The 14,967-nt window shown below is 61.5% G+C and carries 16 protein-coding genes, 1 tRNA gene and 2 pseudogenes; 5 read left to right on the top strand and 14 right to left on the bottom strand.

The window, feature by feature from the left end:
- Window positions 1-86: 86 nt before the first annotated feature.
- Complete coding sequence (locus tag ACT01B_RS09025; protein ID WP_445145085.1) at window positions 87-1,523, top strand: IS1182 family transposase; 1,437 nt, start codon at window positions 87-89, stop codon at window positions 1,521-1,523.
- A 143-nt stretch (window positions 1,524-1,666) separates the two neighbouring features.
- Here the strand turns inward: ACT01B_RS09025 and ACT01B_RS09020 are convergent, their stop codons facing one another.
- Both ACT01B_RS09020 and ACT01B_RS09015 read right to left on the bottom strand, forming a co-directional pair.
- Complete coding sequence (locus ACT01B_RS09020) at window positions 1,667-2,044, bottom strand: hypothetical protein (protein ID WP_445147012.1); 378 nt, start codon at window positions 2,042-2,044, stop codon at window positions 1,667-1,669.
- Window positions 2,045-2,112: 68 nt separating this feature from the next.
- Window positions 2,113-2,637, bottom strand: coding sequence for a hypothetical protein (locus ACT01B_RS09015; protein ID WP_445147011.1), 525 nt, complete (start codon window positions 2,635-2,637; stop codon window positions 2,113-2,115).
- A 146-nt stretch (window positions 2,638-2,783) separates the two neighbouring features.
- On the opposite strand from ACT01B_RS09015, the pseudogene ACT01B_RS09010 reads away from it, so the two are divergent.
- A pseudogene (locus ACT01B_RS09010) lies at window positions 2,784-3,268 on the top strand (transposase); the annotation flags it as partial.
- Between the two features lie 302 nt (window positions 3,269-3,570).
- Here the strand turns inward: ACT01B_RS09010 and ACT01B_RS09005 are convergent.
- Together ACT01B_RS09005 and ACT01B_RS09000 are read right to left on the bottom strand one after the other, a co-directional pair.
- A complete protein-coding gene (locus tag ACT01B_RS09005) occupies window positions 3,571-3,906 on the bottom strand; it encodes a hypothetical protein (protein WP_445147010.1) in 336 nt (111 codons plus the stop codon).
- 307 nt (window positions 3,907-4,213) lie between these two features.
- Complete coding sequence (locus ACT01B_RS09000; protein WP_445147009.1) at window positions 4,214-5,122, bottom strand: hypothetical protein; 909 nt, start codon at window positions 5,120-5,122, stop codon at window positions 4,214-4,216.
- 274 nt (window positions 5,123-5,396) lie between these two features.
- Between ACT01B_RS09000 and ACT01B_RS08995 the strand changes: the two are divergent.
- Window positions 5,397-5,690 (top strand): annotated as a pseudogene (locus ACT01B_RS08995) (hypothetical protein); the annotation flags it as partial.
- 71 nt (window positions 5,691-5,761) lie between these two features.
- Here the strand turns inward: ACT01B_RS08995 and ACT01B_RS08990 are convergent.
- Both ACT01B_RS08990 and ACT01B_RS08985 read right to left on the bottom strand, forming a co-directional pair.
- Window positions 5,762-6,517 carry a Bax inhibitor-1/YccA family protein gene (locus ACT01B_RS08990; RefSeq protein ID WP_445147008.1) on the bottom strand — a complete coding sequence of 252 codons (756 nt, stop codon included), beginning with the start codon at window positions 6,515-6,517 and terminating at the stop codon, window positions 5,762-5,764.
- Between the two features lie 66 nt (window positions 6,518-6,583).
- Window positions 6,584-7,303, bottom strand: coding sequence for a transposase (locus tag ACT01B_RS08985; RefSeq protein WP_445147007.1), 720 nt, complete (start codon window positions 7,301-7,303; stop codon window positions 6,584-6,586).
- A gap of 156 nt (window positions 7,304-7,459) precedes the next feature.
- Between ACT01B_RS08985 and ACT01B_RS08980 the strand changes: the two genes are divergently transcribed.
- Window positions 7,460-7,636 carry a hypothetical protein gene (locus ACT01B_RS08980; RefSeq protein ID WP_445147006.1) on the top strand — a complete coding sequence of 59 codons (177 nt, stop codon included), beginning with the start codon at window positions 7,460-7,462 and terminating at the stop codon, window positions 7,634-7,636.
- A gap of 29 nt (window positions 7,637-7,665) precedes the next feature.
- On the opposite strand, the gene ACT01B_RS08975 is transcribed toward ACT01B_RS08980, so the two are convergent.
- Window positions 7,666-7,968 carry a hypothetical protein gene (locus ACT01B_RS08975; RefSeq protein ID WP_445147005.1) on the bottom strand — a complete coding sequence of 101 codons (303 nt, stop codon included), beginning with the start codon at window positions 7,966-7,968 and terminating at the stop codon, window positions 7,666-7,668.
- 150 nt (window positions 7,969-8,118) lie between these two features.
- A complete protein-coding gene (locus tag ACT01B_RS08970) occupies window positions 8,119-8,445 on the bottom strand; it encodes a hypothetical protein (protein WP_445147004.1) in 327 nt (108 codons plus the stop codon).
- Window positions 8,446-8,870: 425 nt separating this feature from the next.
- On the opposite strand from ACT01B_RS08970, the gene ACT01B_RS08965 reads away from it, so the two are divergent.
- The gene (locus tag ACT01B_RS08965; RefSeq protein ID WP_445147003.1) at window positions 8,871-9,800 is read left to right on the top strand and encodes a hypothetical protein; all 930 of its coding nucleotides are present in this window, start codon (window positions 8,871-8,873) and stop codon (window positions 9,798-9,800) included.
- Window positions 9,801-9,909: 109 nt separating this feature from the next.
- Here ACT01B_RS08965 and ACT01B_RS08960 read toward each other — a convergent pair.
- The 6 genes from ACT01B_RS08960 to ACT01B_RS08935 all read right to left on the bottom strand — a co-directional run bounded on the left by ACT01B_RS08960 (window position 9,910) and on the right by ACT01B_RS08935 (window position 14,884).
- Window positions 9,910-9,999 (bottom strand) — tRNA-Ser (locus ACT01B_RS08960).
- 113 nt (window positions 10,000-10,112) lie between these two features.
- Window positions 10,113-10,475, bottom strand: a complete 363-nt coding sequence (locus tag ACT01B_RS08955; RefSeq protein ID WP_445147002.1) for an LrgA — start codon at window positions 10,473-10,475, stop codon at window positions 10,113-10,115.
- Between the two features lie 7 nt (window positions 10,476-10,482).
- Complete coding sequence (gene serS / locus ACT01B_RS08950; RefSeq protein WP_445147001.1) at window positions 10,483-11,763, bottom strand: serine--tRNA ligase; 1,281 nt, start codon at window positions 11,761-11,763, stop codon at window positions 10,483-10,485.
- 261 nt (window positions 11,764-12,024) lie between these two features.
- The gene (locus ACT01B_RS08945) at window positions 12,025-12,597 is read right to left on the bottom strand and encodes a hypothetical protein (RefSeq protein ID WP_445147000.1); all 573 of its coding nucleotides are present in this window, start codon (window positions 12,595-12,597) and stop codon (window positions 12,025-12,027) included.
- 117 nt (window positions 12,598-12,714) lie between these two features.
- Window positions 12,715-13,344, bottom strand: coding sequence for a 2-hydroxychromene-2-carboxylate isomerase (locus ACT01B_RS08940; protein ID WP_445146999.1), 630 nt, complete (start codon window positions 13,342-13,344; stop codon window positions 12,715-12,717).
- A 202-nt stretch (window positions 13,345-13,546) separates the two neighbouring features.
- Window positions 13,547-14,884 (bottom strand): replication-associated recombination protein A, encoded by a 1,338-nt coding sequence (locus tag ACT01B_RS08935; RefSeq protein WP_445146998.1) that lies wholly within the window; start codon window positions 14,882-14,884, stop codon window positions 13,547-13,549.
- Window positions 14,885-14,967: the final 83 nt, after the last annotated feature.

Raw genomic sequence — 14,967 nt, 5'->3', positions numbered from 1 at the left:
AATGTCTGCTCCGGGTCGAGGCTGTGTGAAAACACCTAACCACTCAGCCTTGCTACGCTAGGCACATCCTAGCGTGGGTGTGCCTCATGAAGCGATTCGTTGAAGGTGCCGATCGGTCGCAGAGCGTGCTGTTTCCCGAGCGACTGGATGACTACATCGATGACGACAATCCCGTGCGGATTGTCGATGTCTTCGTCGACGAGCTGAACCTTGGCGACCTGGGCTTTTCAGGTGTCGAGCCTGCCGCCACCGGTCGCCCCAGCTATCACCCCGGCACGCTGCTCAAGATCTACATCTACGGCTACCTCAATCGCGTGCAGTCCAGCCGCCGCCTGGAGCGCGAAGCCCAGCGCAATGTCGAACTGATCTGGCTGACCGGCCGCTGCATGCCGGACTTCAAGACGATCGCCGATTTCCGTAAAGACAACGGCTTGGCCATCCGGCGCGTGTGCAGCCAGTTCGTGATGCTGTGCCGGCGAATGAAGCTGTTCACCGATGCGGTGGTTGCCATCGATGGCAGCAAGTTCAAGGCGGTCAACGGCCGGGACAAGAACCTCACCCAAGCCAAGCTCAAAGCTCGACAAGAACAGCTCGAATCCAGCGTGGCTCGGTATCTGGCCGAACTCGATCGCGCCGATCGCGAGCCTGGAAGCTTGCCGGAAGTTCGGGTGAAACACCTGGGACAGAAGATCGCCACGGTGCGCGAACAGATGCAGCAACTGGCCACGCTCGGTAACGCGATGCGAGAGGTACCCGATCAGCAAATCTCGCAGACCGATCCCGACGCGCGCGCCATGGCGACCAGCGGTCGAGGCTCAGGCATCGTCGGCTATAACGTGCAAGCGGCCGTGGAGGCCACCCATCACCTCATCGTGGCCCATGAGGTCACGAACGAAGGCCATGACCGTCACCAGCTGACGGCCATGGCCACGCGTGCTCGCGATGCGATGCAACGCGATACGCTCACTGCCCTGGCCGACCGCGGTTACTTCAAGGGCGAGGAAATCCTGGCCTGCGAGCAGGCGGGTATCACGCCATTGGTGCCCAAGCCGCTGACCTCCAGCAGCAAGGCGGCGGGGCGTTTCGACAAGCGTGATTTTCGCTACCTGGCTGACCGCGACGTGTATCAATGCCCCGCGGGTGAAGATGCACCTCGGCGCATGACGTGCGATGAAGGTGGCAAGTCGGTGCACGTCTACTGGTCGTCGGCCTGCCCGACATGCCCACTACGATCGCAGTGCACCACCAGTCGCTATCGACGCATCCGACGCTGGGAGCACGAGACGGTGCTGGAAACCATGCAGGACCAGCTCAATGCACGTCCCGACGCCATGCGCGTGCGACGACAAACCGTCGAGCACGTGTTCGGCACACTAAAAGCGTGGATGGGGGCGACACACTTCCTCACGCGCACTATGCCGAAAGTCGCCACGGAGATGAGCTTGCACGTGCTGGCCTACAACATGAAGCGGGTCATGAAGATCATGGGGGTGAAGCCGCTGATGCAGGCCATCATGGCCTGACTAGGCGTTGATACTTGCGCTCGATCTTTGAGACGATCACGCGAAGTGAAACAGCGTGACGCTTTACTCGAGTTTTTGTGTTTTCACACAGCCTCGGTCGAATGCGGACCTTAATATATTCAAAGGCAGCACCACGCAAGTAACTACTTGCTCGCAATGTGGTTGAGCGCCGCAAGTGTCAAAAGGAGAAGGATTGCCAGCGCAAAGCTGCCGAACATGCCTGCAAACATCCTCAGCAAATGCCTTTTCATTCCCCGGCGGTGCTGCAACAGCATAGCCTTCTCGGCCGGTGCCACTTCGGGTTCGTCTTGCACGATCTGATCGGGAGATAGGACGAATGCAATCTGCCTTTCTGTGCTGGACCAAAAGGGCCACCGCCGTCCTATTTGGCCATAGGCTTTCTGGACATTGCGCACCAACACGTACGTTTTCGCGTTGAAGGCTACGACGAAAAAAATCCCCAAAGGCGCCGGAAAGGCCGCTAGGGCAATCACCAAGTAAAAAGGCCACTCCCTGCTCATTCCACCCTCAAGCCATCACGTGTATGACCCTTAACGATTAGGTCTGCTCCGGGTCAAAATCGGACCCGCTAATGCTCGCTCAATGCTTTCAGAAGAGCAGCTTTCAACGATCCATGCTCTGCGCTCTGAATATCCGAAATGCGCCAGCCCAGCGCTGTCAGTTGCAAGGAATAGGTCAGGCGAACCCGTCGGTCTTCCTCAGTCTTGCATATCTGCCCGGGCACGTACGGTCCACTCATCTCGACCTTCACGACATGCTGGTCATTCGTCGCTTCGACGGTCACGTTGTAAAACCCGGAGGGGTCCATGCTGTCCCGGAGCGGATCGTAGCCAATCCAGTCAACGGCACAGTCACTGCCTGTGCAGGTCCTTGATTTAAGCCAGATGGCGGCCAAGTCCTTGTCTAAATATTGCTCTAGCACCATCTTTGGCGCGTCACCGATCCAGGGGCCTGGCCCACCAATCATGGTCGCCTCCCATGAGTAGTCCCGGTACAGCTTTTTCACAGCATCGGTCGCGCTCGGCGAAGGCGATGAAGCCCACGAGCCATTCATCAGCAATGCCAGGAAGATTGCGAAAAGACCCACGCGCATTGATGACCTCGATACACGCCACAGGTGTCCAAAAGCGTCCATGTATATCCCGGTTTGGAGCACCTCCCAAAAGGTCCGCTGTGGGTTGCGGATTCAACCGGTCGTTGCAACACCCATAGACTGCGACAGCAGGAGGTGTGTTGCCAATGGCCCAACGACCCCGGATCCATTACACAGACACCCAGAAGGCCCTGATGGGAACCGCTGGCAGCGTGGCGAGTCGTTGCATGAGATCGCCAGGCTGTTTGATCGGCACCACTCGGCGGTGCGTCGGATACTTGCCGAGACCGGCGGCATACGACCGATGCCCCGCCGCCGTGCCGCGCGCACGTTGACGCTCGCCGAGCGCGAAGAGATCTCGCGAGCCCTGGTGACGGGCCGTTCGATCCGCGCCATCGCCTTGCAACTGCACCGAGCACCGTCGACCATCGGCCGCGAGATCCGCCGTAGCGGTGGTCGGGACGGTTACCGCGCCAACCAGGCCGACCAGCAAGCCTGGGATCGCGCCCGCCGCCCCAAGATCTGCAAGCTGGCCAAGCACCGGATGCTCGCGACCCGCGTGGCGAAGAAGCTGCGAGGGCGATGGGCGCCGGAGCAGATCACAGGCTGGCTCAAGCGTGCGTACCCGGGCACCGTAAATAACGATTCAATGGGATGCCGACAAGTCGGGCGGCAGGGGCCGCGACCGTCATCCACGCGAGCGCTTTGCGTGTGATCGGTCTGAGCCATGATCAACTCCGTTGCCGTGGGTGATGGTTGGCGTGCCGTAGGCGTGACCAGGCAGGAGCATCTGAGTAAGGCACAGCCGATCGACGGATAAGCGCTGGCGGCGATCCGTGTAGGTCAAAACCCTGTTTCGGGGTAAGTCGTCACCAAGGTGCGGTGCACCGCCCAACCGGCCGGTGCACCGCGGGGACGATCACAAGGACGCGCTTACCCGTTCTTCGCTCGCTCGTCGCTAAGCTGCTTGGCGTACTGCTCCAGGCACCAGATCGCCACGGCTACTCCGTCCTTGAAAAGCGTTGGGAGTGGCCATGTCAAAGGCGCGGCGCCGGGGTGTTTTGCCTTCGCCTTTCGATACTGCTCGTCCTCAAACCACAGTCGCGAAAGCGCGTAGTGCGCCAGTGCGACGTCGTCGAAGGTCGTGCGGCGTGGCGAGTGTGCCTGGGGGCCATGCGCCGGTGGATTGGCGGCGGGCGGAGCGATGAACGGATCACCCAAGGAGAGAAAAGCCAGGCGTGCGGGTGCCGTATGATCGTGGACAGCCATGATCAACTCCATTCAAGTTGGTGATGGTTAGCGGGTCGTGGGTGTTCTCAGCACCTGCGGCCCGCGCCTCATGACATTGCTGCCATGGTCACTCGCGTTGCCCCATGGAATGAACGCCGCGAGTGACGGTCTGAAAGTAGCAAAGGCCAACTTTGCTGCCTGTCAGGGATTGCCGTTGCGGCATATCCGATCGCGTGACATGGCTGGTGTGGTCCTTGGACTTCGGGATTCCCTGATGGTCGGCGAGTGCCGCCGCGCCCCCGTATCTCAATCAGGTACCGTTTCCGGAGGAAGTTGAATAAAGGGCTCAGTGCGGACCCGCACTCGAGGAAGCGGCTGGCGCGGACGACTCGGCGGCGGCGCGCTTGGGCGTGTCGGCTGGGCACCACGTCTTGAGGCGCTTGCCCGCACGGAACAGATCGATGCATTCACGCATCTCGGCCTTGAAAGCCAGATCAGGCGTGTCTATGGGGCAGCCGTAAGACAGCGGCTCGCCGTCCTTGTATTCGGCGATGCAGTCCGACAGTGGCGGCCCTTTGGGCGGATTCGGATCGGCCGCCAGCTGTGCCGGCGGCAAGTTGAGGCGCTCGTCGCGATCCTTGGAAGACGCTGGTGGGGGTGGCGCGGCGCACAGCGGGTTGAAAGCCGTACTTTTCTTGGCGGGATCGCAGATGCTTTTGGCCATCTCCTTCATCGTATCGCCTATATGGCGACCCACCGCGCCACCGGCTGTCTCGTTCGGTGGCGGGAAATATTTTTCGAAACGGGTGGCCTTGTACTGCGCGCGGTTGCTGTCGTGCTGCATGATCTGACGATCGTCCGCGGGCTTGTCCGGTTTGGGCGCGACGCTTGTTGCCGCCGCAACGCCCGACGTCGAGGGCGCTAGGCGCAAATTGATGGAGGCTGGGGTGGCCGCGGAAGCCGCCGGTGCAGGTGGTGCTTGATGATCCTGCACGACCATCGCGTCACGACTTGGCTTTTCTTGTATCACCGGGCGAACGCGTGGTGCCACCGCCTGCCGCGGCGGCACTACCTCGGGTGGAGTGGTCGTGGGTGGCGCGGTCGGCTGCGTGGGGCGTGGCTTGCTGGGATGACCCAACAGACGCACGACCAGCGCCTGATCTTTATCGACTGACGCGATCGTCTGATGCTTCGGCCTGGATTGCATCTCGTGCCACAGCATCAGCACGAACAGCGCATGAAGTACCAAGACCAAGGTCAGCGCAAGCGCTTGCGCCTGGCGCGTTAGCGGCTGCGGACGCCAGCGCCGCTGCCCCAGAGCCTCGCGAGTTTCGCTGTTGAGTAATGCAAGACCGCGCGCACGATCTTGCTCTTGTGGATGTCGGTCTTGCTCGGAACGTTCGATGACACAGCCTTATTCGAGCCCACTACCCACACAAAAACTTGCGCATATTGCCCGCGCGTGTTTCGGCCAATGTCGATAGACAGGATGTTTCGTTCAGGGTTCCCCTGATGGGAAGCTCTGAGGAATGCTCATACCCCGGCCTGGGTCGGCTGGCTGGAAAGCCTGGGGGAAACGAGGAGAAACGGTACCAGGTTGCCTTACCAACAACGCGGCGGATAGCGGGGAACGGGCGGGTCTAGCGCGACGAATCTGGTGCAGCAAGAACCAAAAGCGGCTTGAAACTCAACCTGGTACCGTTCTTGTTCGTAACTCAACCTGGTACCGTTTCTGGGTACCGTTTCTATTTTCGGACACGAAGGCGCCGCTGCCAGTGGTGTCTATTCGCTACAAAGTCGTGCAGCCCGCCGAGATCCTGGAGTTCTACCGGGATCTGACCGAGGTGGGTGGCTACGAGCAGGAACGCGCGTCACCGCCCGGCCCGGAACTAACTCAGTTGCGCGATTGCAGCTTCGACAGGAGGCGCAGCAGTTCCAAGTACAGCCACACCAGGGTGACTACCAGTGCGAACGCACCGTACCACTCCATGTACTTCGGCGCTCCGGCGTTGACGCCGGATTCGATCATGTCAAAGTCCAGCACCAAGTTCAGCGCGGCGATCGCCACCACCGCCAGGCTAAACAGAATGCCGATGCTATTGTGGCCGTTGATGAAGCTGATCGAGTGACCGAAGAAGCCCATCACGAAACTGGCTAGGTACAGCAGCATCACACCGCCGGTGGCCGCGACGACCCCGAGCTTGAACTTCTCGGTGACACGGATCAGCCCGCTGCGGTAGGCCAACAACAGCGCGGCCATGGTGCCGAACGTGAGTCCCACCGCCTGGATCACGATGCCGGGATAGCGCGTCTCGAACATCGCCGACAACGCGCCGATGAACACACCCTCGGCTAGCGCGTATATCGGGGCGGTGACCGGCGACCAGGTCTTCTTGAACGCAGTGACCAAGGCGAGTATCAGCCCCAAGATGGCGCCGCCAAGCACAAACGGCAGCAGCGCCGGCAGGCTGGCCGGCCCGGTGTAGTGGCTCCAGCTGAACATCGCGCCGACCAAGACTAGTACCAGCAGCAGTCCGGTCTTGTTGACCGTGCCATTGAGCGTCATGGCCTCGCTGTCGTGCGACAACAGCGCGCCGCTGGCGGCGTCGAGGAAGGCATTCTTGTTGAGTGCCGGATTGCCGCTTTGCATGTATTTACTCCCCTAGTATCGGACCCATCGTATGCCTGCCACGGTTCTCGACGCAAACGAGCGCAATCAAAGCGGGTCAGAGCCCATTACGATAGCGCCCTGGTCCCGTCGCGGGCGGTGGGCGGCAAGGACGCCAGCGCAACGGCCGATCATCGCTTCGATCTCGCGCTGGAATCGCGGCGTGCCAAGCGCGCGTTGCTGTTGCACATACGCGCGAATCTCGGTCAGACGATCATCGTCCAATCCCTGCTTGAACAGTTGCCCGTAGGCAACGCAGCGTTCAGACGCATCGACACCAAGACTCAGATACTCGGCGTGCGGCACCACTACCGCGCCTGACAACACCTGCGCATTGGCGCGATAGCTCGACCAAACATAGTCGGCCGGATCGGCCACCATGGCTGCCCGCAGAGGGTTCAGCTCGATATAGCGATAGCAGGTCAGCAGATAGCACTCGCTATCGACCAGGCAGGACTTGTAGCGTCCTTCCCACAGCGTACCGGTGCGCCGATACCGCCCGTTGATGTAACCCACGTACTGTCGTCCCAGCCACTGCATCATCCGGGACACCGCGCCAACCGATGAAGGCGTGACCAGCATATGCACGTGATTCGTCATCAGCACGTACGCATGCACCATGCAGCCGTAGCGGATGGCGGACTCGCGCAGCCCGGCAAGATAACGACGATAGTCATCCGCCACGTAGAAACAAGGCTGTCGATCGTTGCCCCGCTGCACTACATGCTGCGGTACGCCAGCGAGATCTGGCCTGGGTTGGCGTGGCATCCGGATGTCTCCCTGCAGACACCGTCCCAACCTGCCAAGCCGCGTCCGCTCCGGCTATCGGGCTCCGCCCATCACCGCGTCAGCCCTCCCAAATCACACGCGTAAGGGGCTCTGACCCGGTTAGCTGCGCCGATGGACAGGATGCTGCAGCTGCGAATGGACGCACTCGCCAAGAATCCGATGATGGATGAGCTGTTCTTCCGTCAGGCCGACGGCAGCGAAATTTCGGGCCGCCAAGCCTTGGCCAATATGGCCCAGGAACATGCCGAGATGGGGAGAATCGCCGATGCCCACGAAGTTGCGGCCGCGTGCTTTATTTCGAGCGGGGCCTAGCACGACCCCGTTCGACGGCATCTAGGTGACTAGGCCGTGACTCCGTTTATCACTGCGCCGGATGCAACAAGAGTCTTACCTGCTTGCGAAGACAAATTGCCGCTGATGATCCCGCTGATTTCGAGCGTGCCATGATTAACGACGTCCCCGGAAACAATGCCTCGGATGATCGCCGTGCCACCTTCCTCAACGGTTACATTGCGCGAGCAAATCCCCCCTAGCACCAAGTGCCCGCCGGCTAGCACGACAATAGATCCCGTCGCGATGCCTTGTAGTTCAAGTCTGCCATCTAGCGAAAAGTCGCCCTTGATGATGCCATGTTCAATAGTCATCTGTTGCCCCCCCCCTGCGCCGACGAAACGCGGCTTAACGGAGTGTATTTGAACTTACTATTGTGCCCAACACACCGTGCGACCAACACTTCGGGCGGCTCTCCGGCCCAGAAATGCCAATGCACCCGAAGGTGCACTGGCCGCAGTTCCTCAGAACCCGCCTCCGGTGAGGCGCCGCCACACGTCCGGCCAAACCATCGCCGCGATGAAACCTACGCCAGCTCCGACAAGACAGAGCTGCAGCTGAGTGCCGTAGGCAACGGACGGCGGCGCTGCGTAGACATCACTCGGGAACATCAGATTCCACGCCGGATATGCGGTCACGACCAGAACCACTCCCGCAATCAGGATCACGTATTCCAGGAACGAGCTGTCATCGCGAATCACCCCGTGAATAAACACGGCGAGCCACGCGAACACCACAACACCGAAGAACAAAACGGCGCCATCTTGGACAGATTGAAAGAAATCAGTCATGCAAAAGTCTCCTAAGATTAAGTGCCCCCTATAACGGTTGTCGTCAGGTCTTCTTAAATCTTTAGGGTTGGACGGGGCACCACGTTACACGGCGTGACGCAGGTCACACTTGCAGGCCATTGAGGCCCGCCAACGCTGGAATACCCCTACCAGGCGCCGCGGTGCTCTGGCGGCACCCAGACGGGCACCGTGGCATGCCATTGGCCCTAGAGCGACTTGCCGATCGACGCGAAGACCTCCGTCCTCACCGGTGACGCCACCCGAACCAAACATCAAGCGTCGTCGCGCCCATCCGCGATTGCTCCCACTCGATGACTATCCGTTCGCGCATACCGGCGAGGCTACGCATTAGGAGTCTCGTCCTTTGAGAGCGATCAGCGCGATCCTGCTGGTAGGCTGACCTCTTCCATTGGGTGGGTACACCGATGATTACCCTGAATACAGATAAGGGATTTGTCCGGGTCGAGAACTGGGAAGAAATCACTTCTCGACCTGGATTCACGCCGAACATCGACCCCAACGCGGTCAAGCTGCAAAGCATCATCGGCAGCTACTCGTTCGCCGATTTCGTCCCCTGCGGTTTGTCCACGTGTCACCAGCCCCACGGTCGCGGGTACCTAGTAGTAACGATGGACGGTCGCGAAACCAACATTGGCCATGATTGCGGCAAGAAGTACTTCTCGGTCGACTTCGAGGACATGGCACGCCGCTTCGATCGGGATGTGCGCGCACAAGAGCGCCGGGAAATACTGACTTCGACGCAACTTCGTCTTCCGGCCATCGAAGCCCGTCTCGCACAAATCAAGGATGGCCCGAACGGCGGCACCTGGATCTACAAGCAGGTCCAAGTATTGACCGAGCGAGGCCGCGGACTTCCCGACTCGGTCGTGAGAGTTACAACCCAAATCGCCCGATCGCGAAATCCAGCGTTAACCAAGCAGAGGGTGGCTACGCAGGAGGAACGGGACCGGATGGTGGCGGCCGGGCAACGTCTAAGCGGCGAGGCATATGTCGAAAACGTGATCGGGCAACTGGATGGCGCAGCGGCACTTTACGCCGAGAACAATTTAAGGGAGCTTCTCGTGACCAAATTGCGCGGGCATCTCGACGAGCTGGCCGTGGTCGAGGTCGAAACCTTGGACGATAGAGAGCTTCGCCGGCTGAGCAAATGGGCCGAAGACATCGACCCAACGCTGGCTCAGGCCGAGGACGTAGCCGCGTACGGAAGGAAGCTCCTGACGCGCGCGAACATAGGCCAGCTTTTGACCTACGCCACGAGCAAACAGGAGCGCGAGCAGGTAGCGCACTTCCTCGACGGACTTCTGCAGGCACCGGAACGGAGTGCGACGGCTTAGCCGGTCTACGCGCGCCGAACTGCCTGAAATTCAGGTCGTGAGTACAGCCGCGGGGTCATAACTACAGAAACGAAAAAACCCCTGAAAATCAGGGGTTTATCATCAAAACTGGCGGAGAGAGTGGGATTCGAACCCACGGTAGGCTCACACCTACGGCAGTTTTCAAGACTGCTGCCTTAAACCGCTCGGCCATCTCTCCTATTTTTTTCGGCGCTTCGTTAGTCCGTCGAAGGCGCTGGATTCCAGCTTTTGCTGGAATGACGGGCGGGTGCTTTGGGGCTTTTCCGCTCGTCTTGCAGGGGCGACATCGTATCAGGAATGGCCGGCGGTGCCCTGCCCTTTTTTCGACAAGGCGATCATCGCCCACAGCATGATGGCGATGGGGATGGCGGCGCCGACCAGGGGCAGTAGCAGGATGGGTTGGCGGACCACCATGGGTACGAGCTGCGTGGCGCTGGCGAAGCCGATGATCCAGAAGCGGGCCTTGCGGCTGGTGCGGGCGAACCAGAAGGCGCCGATCACCAGCACGGTGGCGATGATGGACAGCACCATGTCGACCGGGGGCAGCGGGAACATGGTGAACAGCCCGAGGCGGGTTATCAGTTCCGTGGCGAGGATCGTCAGCAAGGTATAGCTGGCGGTGAGTTCGACCTTGTCCCAGCGTTGGCTGCTCATGGCGATCTCAGGCGACCTTGTCCATGCCGCGCATGTACGGGCGCAGCGCCTCGGGCACGGTGATCGAACCGTCGGTGTTCTGATAGTTTTCCATCACGGCGACCAGGGTGCGGCCGACGGCGAGGCCGGATCCGTTGAGCGTGTGCACCAGTTCAGGCTTGCCGGTTTCCGGGTTGCGCACGCGGGCCTGCAGGCGGCGCGCCTGGAAGTCTTCGAAGTTGGAGCAGCTGGAGATTTCGCGGTAGGTGTTCTGGCTGGGCAGCCACACTTCCAGGTCGTAGGTCTTGGCCGAGCCGAAGCCCATGTCGCCGGTGCACAACAGCACCTTGCGATACGGCAGGCCGAGCAGCTGCAGCACCTTTTCGGCGTGGCTAACCATTTCTTCGAGCTGGGCGTAGGAATCGCCAGCGCGCGTGACCTGCACCATCTCGATCTTCTCGAACTGGTGCTGGCGGATCATGCCGCGCACGTCGCGACCGTAGCTGCCCGCTTCGGCGCGGAAGCACAGCGTGTGCGCGGTCATGCGCAGCGGCAGTGCATCGGCTTCCTGGATGGTGTCGCGCACCAGGTTGGTCAGCGGCACTTCGGCGGTGGGAATCAGGTAACGCTTGCTGTCGCCCACCTGGGTGGCGAACAGGTCTTCCTCGAACTTCGGCAACTGCCCGGTACCCAACATGCTGTCCGCGTTGACGATCACCGGCACGTTGCATTCCAGGTAGCCGTGCTCGCCGGTCTGCAGGTCGAGCATGAACTGGGCGAGCGCGCGATGCAGGTGGGCCAGTTGGCCACGCATTACGGTGAAGCGCGAGCCGGAAAGCTTGGCGCCGGCCTCGCCGTCCAGCCAGCCGTGACGTTCGCCGAGGTCGACGTGATCCTTGACCGGGAAATCGAACTGGCGCGGCGTGCCCCAGCGCAGGATTTCCTGGTTGTGGTTCTCGTCCTGGCCCAGCGGCACGGACGCATGCGGGATATTGGGCAGGCCCAGCGAAATCTCGGCAAGCTTGGCCTGTACCTCGGCCAGCGCCTGTTCGTTGGCCTTGAGCTTGTCGCCGATGCCGGCGACTTCGGCCATCAGCGGGGCGACGTCCTCGCCCTTGCCCTTGGCCTGGCCGATAGCCTTGGACCGCGTGTTACGCAGGTTCTGCAGTTCCTGGGTCTCGGTGGACAGCTGCTTGCGCTGACTCTCCAAGGCCTCGATGGCGGCCACGTCGAGCGTGAAACCACGGGTTTCCTTGAGGCGCTCGGCGGTTTCGGCCAGGCGCGAACGCAGCAGTGCGGGGTCCAGCATGATCGATCCAGGTAATGACTCGGAACCTGGGATTATCGCTGTGAGGTTGGGATGGCCGCAATGTTGGGGGTTTTGGGGGGCAACGATGCCCTTAGTGACGAGAGCCCCGGTTGGCCCCCCGACACCGTCATCCCAGCGAAAGCTGGGATCCAGTGCCTTCAGCCCCTGACTAGAGCAAAGGCGCTGGATTCCAGCTTTCGCTGGAATGACAGACTATTTCAGAACGAGCTCATGGCTTCCTGGCAACAGCCAGGCCCCTCTTCAGAACGTCTTCCGCCGACGCCCCAGCCACCAAGCCATTACCGCACCAGCCAGCAGCCAACCGATCACCTGCTCCACCAGGGCCGCACTGGCCAACGGAAAGGGAAAGCGATACCAGGTCCAATACGGCACCAGTTCGCTGAGCCAGGCGAAGACGGCTGCGGCCAACGCGATGTACAGGCGTTTGATAAAGCCGAACGGTGCCAGGGCCATCACAAAAGCCAGCGCGAGCGCGGCCAAGGTGTCCGAGGCCCACTGCCGCGGCAGTTGCCGGCTCATATTGGAGAGGTCTTCGCCCTGCGGCATATAGACCACCCATGCATAAGGCGACGCCTGGGACTTGGCGGAATACGCCGCCATGGCGGCCTTGTCGCCCATCTTGGAGGGATCGACCGAGGGCAGGATGTACACGCCCGGCTCGCTACCCAGGCCCTGATGCAGGGTACTGAGCACTACGTCTTCGTTCACCGGCTGATGCAGGCCAGGCTCACCCAGGCCCAGCGCCATATGTGCGATGGCACCCCACAGAAACATCACGATGCCGCCCATCAGTGCTGCTACGAGTACACGCATGGTCCGCTCCCCACGAAACCTTCGGTGCGCCGAATCTATGCCCCTAGTGCGAACAGCCGCAAGCTGTGTCGCAGCAAGGCGGCTCGGACCTGCCCGGCTTTGGAGGGCGCTGTGCGCTCAGGTGGAGCGCGCTACGCCAATCGGCAAGGTCGCCACGCGTTGCATCTCGGGCTCGTCCCACAACGAGGGATCGTGCAAGCAGGCCAGTGCGAAATCGTGGGCGTCGTCGCCCCAGAACAGACGGCCGTCCAGCGAGAGTGTGGGAACGCCAAATACGCCGTCTTCCATGGCGGCATCGAAATTCGCCTTGAGTTGCGCCTTGACCGCAGGGTCGGCGATAGCCGCCGCTGGATCGGCGATGCCCAGGCGCGCCGCCACCGGTGCCAGGGCTTCCACGCTATCGCCCGCGTGGCCTTGCCCCCAGATCCAGTCGAAAATCGCGTCGGTTGCTTCCACGGTGCTGCCGGCGGCAATGCATAGGCGCAGTGAGGTCAGCGGGTTGAACGGATGGGCGGGCGGAAAGCGCAGCGGTTGACCGGCTTGCCGGGCACGCCACAGGGCGTGGCGATAGGTGAATTCGCGCTTGAACGGAATTTCCGCCGGGCCTTTCTGGCCGCGGCGATCGAGTACGCCGGCGAACAGGATGGGGCGCAGGGTTACTGGATGTGTGGCGGCGAGTGTCTTTACCTTGGGCCATTGCAGCCAGGCGAACGGGGAGATGAAGTCGAAATACCAGACGATGGACATCGCATACCTCGGGTGAATCGTTGGGGTTCGTCCATCAATTACAGAACCATGGCCCGTCTAAGGCAAAGGATGGACCCACCGAATCGTCATCCCAGCGAATGCTGGGATCCAGTGCCTTCCGGGCCCAAGCAAAGCAGAGGCGCTGGATTCCAGCTTTCGCTGGAATGACGAGCAAAAAAAGAGCTCGAACCGTTGCTGAGCGTCATTTTGTGCGGGCCTGACGCCTCGCCTCGCGCAAACTCAACAGCTTCTCGCGCAGCTTCAATTCCAAGCCTCGCTCCACAGGCTCATAGAACACAGTGCCATCGAGCTTGTCAGGCAAGCATTGCTGATCCAGTGCCACACCACCTTCGGCATCATGGTCGTACTGGTAACCCGTGCCATAGCCGAGGCCCTTCATCAGCTTAGTCGGCGCATTGCGCAAATGCATGGGCACGTCGAGCGTGCCGGTTTCGCGGATCAGGGCGCGGGCCTGGTTATAGGCCTTGTAGGCGGCATTGCTCTTGGGTGCGATGGCCAGCCAGATGGCGAGCTGGGCCAGGCCCAGCTCGCCTTCCGGGCTGCCCAGGCGTTCGTAGGTGTCCCAGGCATCCAGCGCCATGCGCCAGGCACGGGGCTCGGCCAGGCCGACGTCTTCCACGGCCATGCGGGTCATGCGGCGGGCGAGATAAAGCGGATCCACGCCGCCATCCAGCATGCGGCATAGCCAGTACACGGCCGCGTCGGGATCCGATGAGCGTATGGATTTATGCAGCGCCGAGATCTGGTCGTAGAACTGCTCGCCGCCCTTGTCGAAACGACGCGTGCGATCGGCCAGCACCTGGGTCAGCGTGGTGTCGTCGATATGGTGGTTCTCGGCCAGCTCGGCAGCGATCTCTAACAGCGTCAGGCCACGGCGCACATCGCCATCGGCCGCGTGGGCGATCAGGCGCAGCGATTCGTCGGACACTTCCAGCGCCATCTCGCCGAGGCCGCGCTCGCGGTCGCTCAAGGCGCGCTTGAGTGCGGTGACGATGTCCTCGATCGTCACCGATTCCAGCACATGCACGCGGCAGCGCGAAAGCAGTGCGGAGTTCAGCTCGAACGACGGGTTCTCGGTGGTGGCGCCGATGAAGATGATGACGCCGCGCTCGATATGTGGCAGGAACGCATCCTGCTGCGCCTTGTTGAAGCGGTGCACCTCGTCCACGAACAGCACGGTGCGGCGCCCCTGGGCGAAGTTGGCCTCCGCTTCGGCGAGCGCCTTGCGTACATCGGGCAGACCCGACAGCACCGCGGAGATCGCGCGGAAGTCTGCATCCGCATAGCGCGCCACCAGCAGCGCGATCGTGGTCTTGCCGCAACCAGGCGGCCCCCACAACACCATCGAGTGCACGTGGCCGGCTTCCAGCGCGCGCCGCAGCGCCTTGCCGGGGGCAAGAACACGTTGCTGGCCAACGATTTCGTCGAGCGTGCGCGGGCGCATGCGTTCGGCCAGGGGCTTCAGATCATCGGACTCGGCGAACAGGCCCGGGGCGTCGTACATATCGCTGCGTGACATGCCTTGAATGATAGGACATCGACGCGCCAGGAGCCGCAAAGTCAGCGCGAGCCACGCCTGCGCTGTTCCCGATGGGCGTGGAT

This window comes from Dyella sp. Tek66A03 (assembly GCF_052567735.1).
This window is presented reverse-complemented; position numbering and strand designations above follow the sequence as displayed.

Excerpts from the sequence above, each read along its gene's own strand:
- serS (WP_445147001.1), bottom strand. The coding sequence starts at position 11,763 with ATGCTGGACCCCGCACTGCTGCGTTCGCGCCTGGCCGAAACCGCCGAG.
- ACT01B_RS08985 (WP_445147007.1), bottom strand. The coding sequence starts at position 7,303 with ATGCCACGCCAACCCAGGCCAGATCTCGCTGGCGTACCGCAGCATGTA.
- ACT01B_RS08940 (WP_445146999.1), bottom strand. The coding sequence starts at position 13,344 with ATGTCCATCGTCTGGTATTTCGACTTCATCTCCCCGTTCGCCTGGCTG.
- ACT01B_RS08990 (WP_445147008.1), bottom strand. The coding sequence starts at position 6,517 with ATGCAAAGCGGCAATCCGGCACTCAACAAGAATGCCTTCCTCGACGCC.
- ACT01B_RS09025 (WP_445145085.1), top strand. The coding sequence starts at position 87 with ATGAAGCGATTCGTTGAAGGTGCCGATCGGTCGCAGAGCGTGCTGTTT.
- ACT01B_RS08970 (WP_445147004.1), bottom strand. The coding sequence starts at position 8,445 with ATGACTGATTTCTTTCAATCTGTCCAAGATGGCGCCGTTTTGTTCTTC.
- ACT01B_RS08965 (WP_445147003.1), top strand. The coding sequence starts at position 8,871 with ATGATTACCCTGAATACAGATAAGGGATTTGTCCGGGTCGAGAACTGG.
- ACT01B_RS09005 (WP_445147010.1), bottom strand. The coding sequence starts at position 3,906 with ATGGCTGTCCACGATCATACGGCACCCGCACGCCTGGCTTTTCTCTCC.
- ACT01B_RS08980 (WP_445147006.1), top strand. The coding sequence starts at position 7,460 with ATGGACGCACTCGCCAAGAATCCGATGATGGATGAGCTGTTCTTCCGT.
- ACT01B_RS08975 (WP_445147005.1), bottom strand. The coding sequence starts at position 7,968 with ATGACTATTGAACATGGCATCATCAAGGGCGACTTTTCGCTAGATGGC.
- ACT01B_RS08935 (WP_445146998.1), bottom strand. The coding sequence starts at position 14,884 with ATGTCACGCAGCGATATGTACGACGCCCCGGGCCTGTTCGCCGAGTCC.
- ACT01B_RS08955 (WP_445147002.1), bottom strand. The coding sequence starts at position 10,475 with ATGAGCAGCCAACGCTGGGACAAGGTCGAACTCACCGCCAGCTATACC.
- ACT01B_RS08945 (WP_445147000.1), bottom strand. The coding sequence starts at position 12,597 with ATGCGTGTACTCGTAGCAGCACTGATGGGCGGCATCGTGATGTTTCTG.
- ACT01B_RS09020 (WP_445147012.1), bottom strand. The coding sequence starts at position 2,044 with ATGAGCAGGGAGTGGCCTTTTTACTTGGTGATTGCCCTAGCGGCCTTT.
- ACT01B_RS09015 (WP_445147011.1), bottom strand. The coding sequence starts at position 2,637 with ATGCGCGTGGGTCTTTTCGCAATCTTCCTGGCATTGCTGATGAATGGC.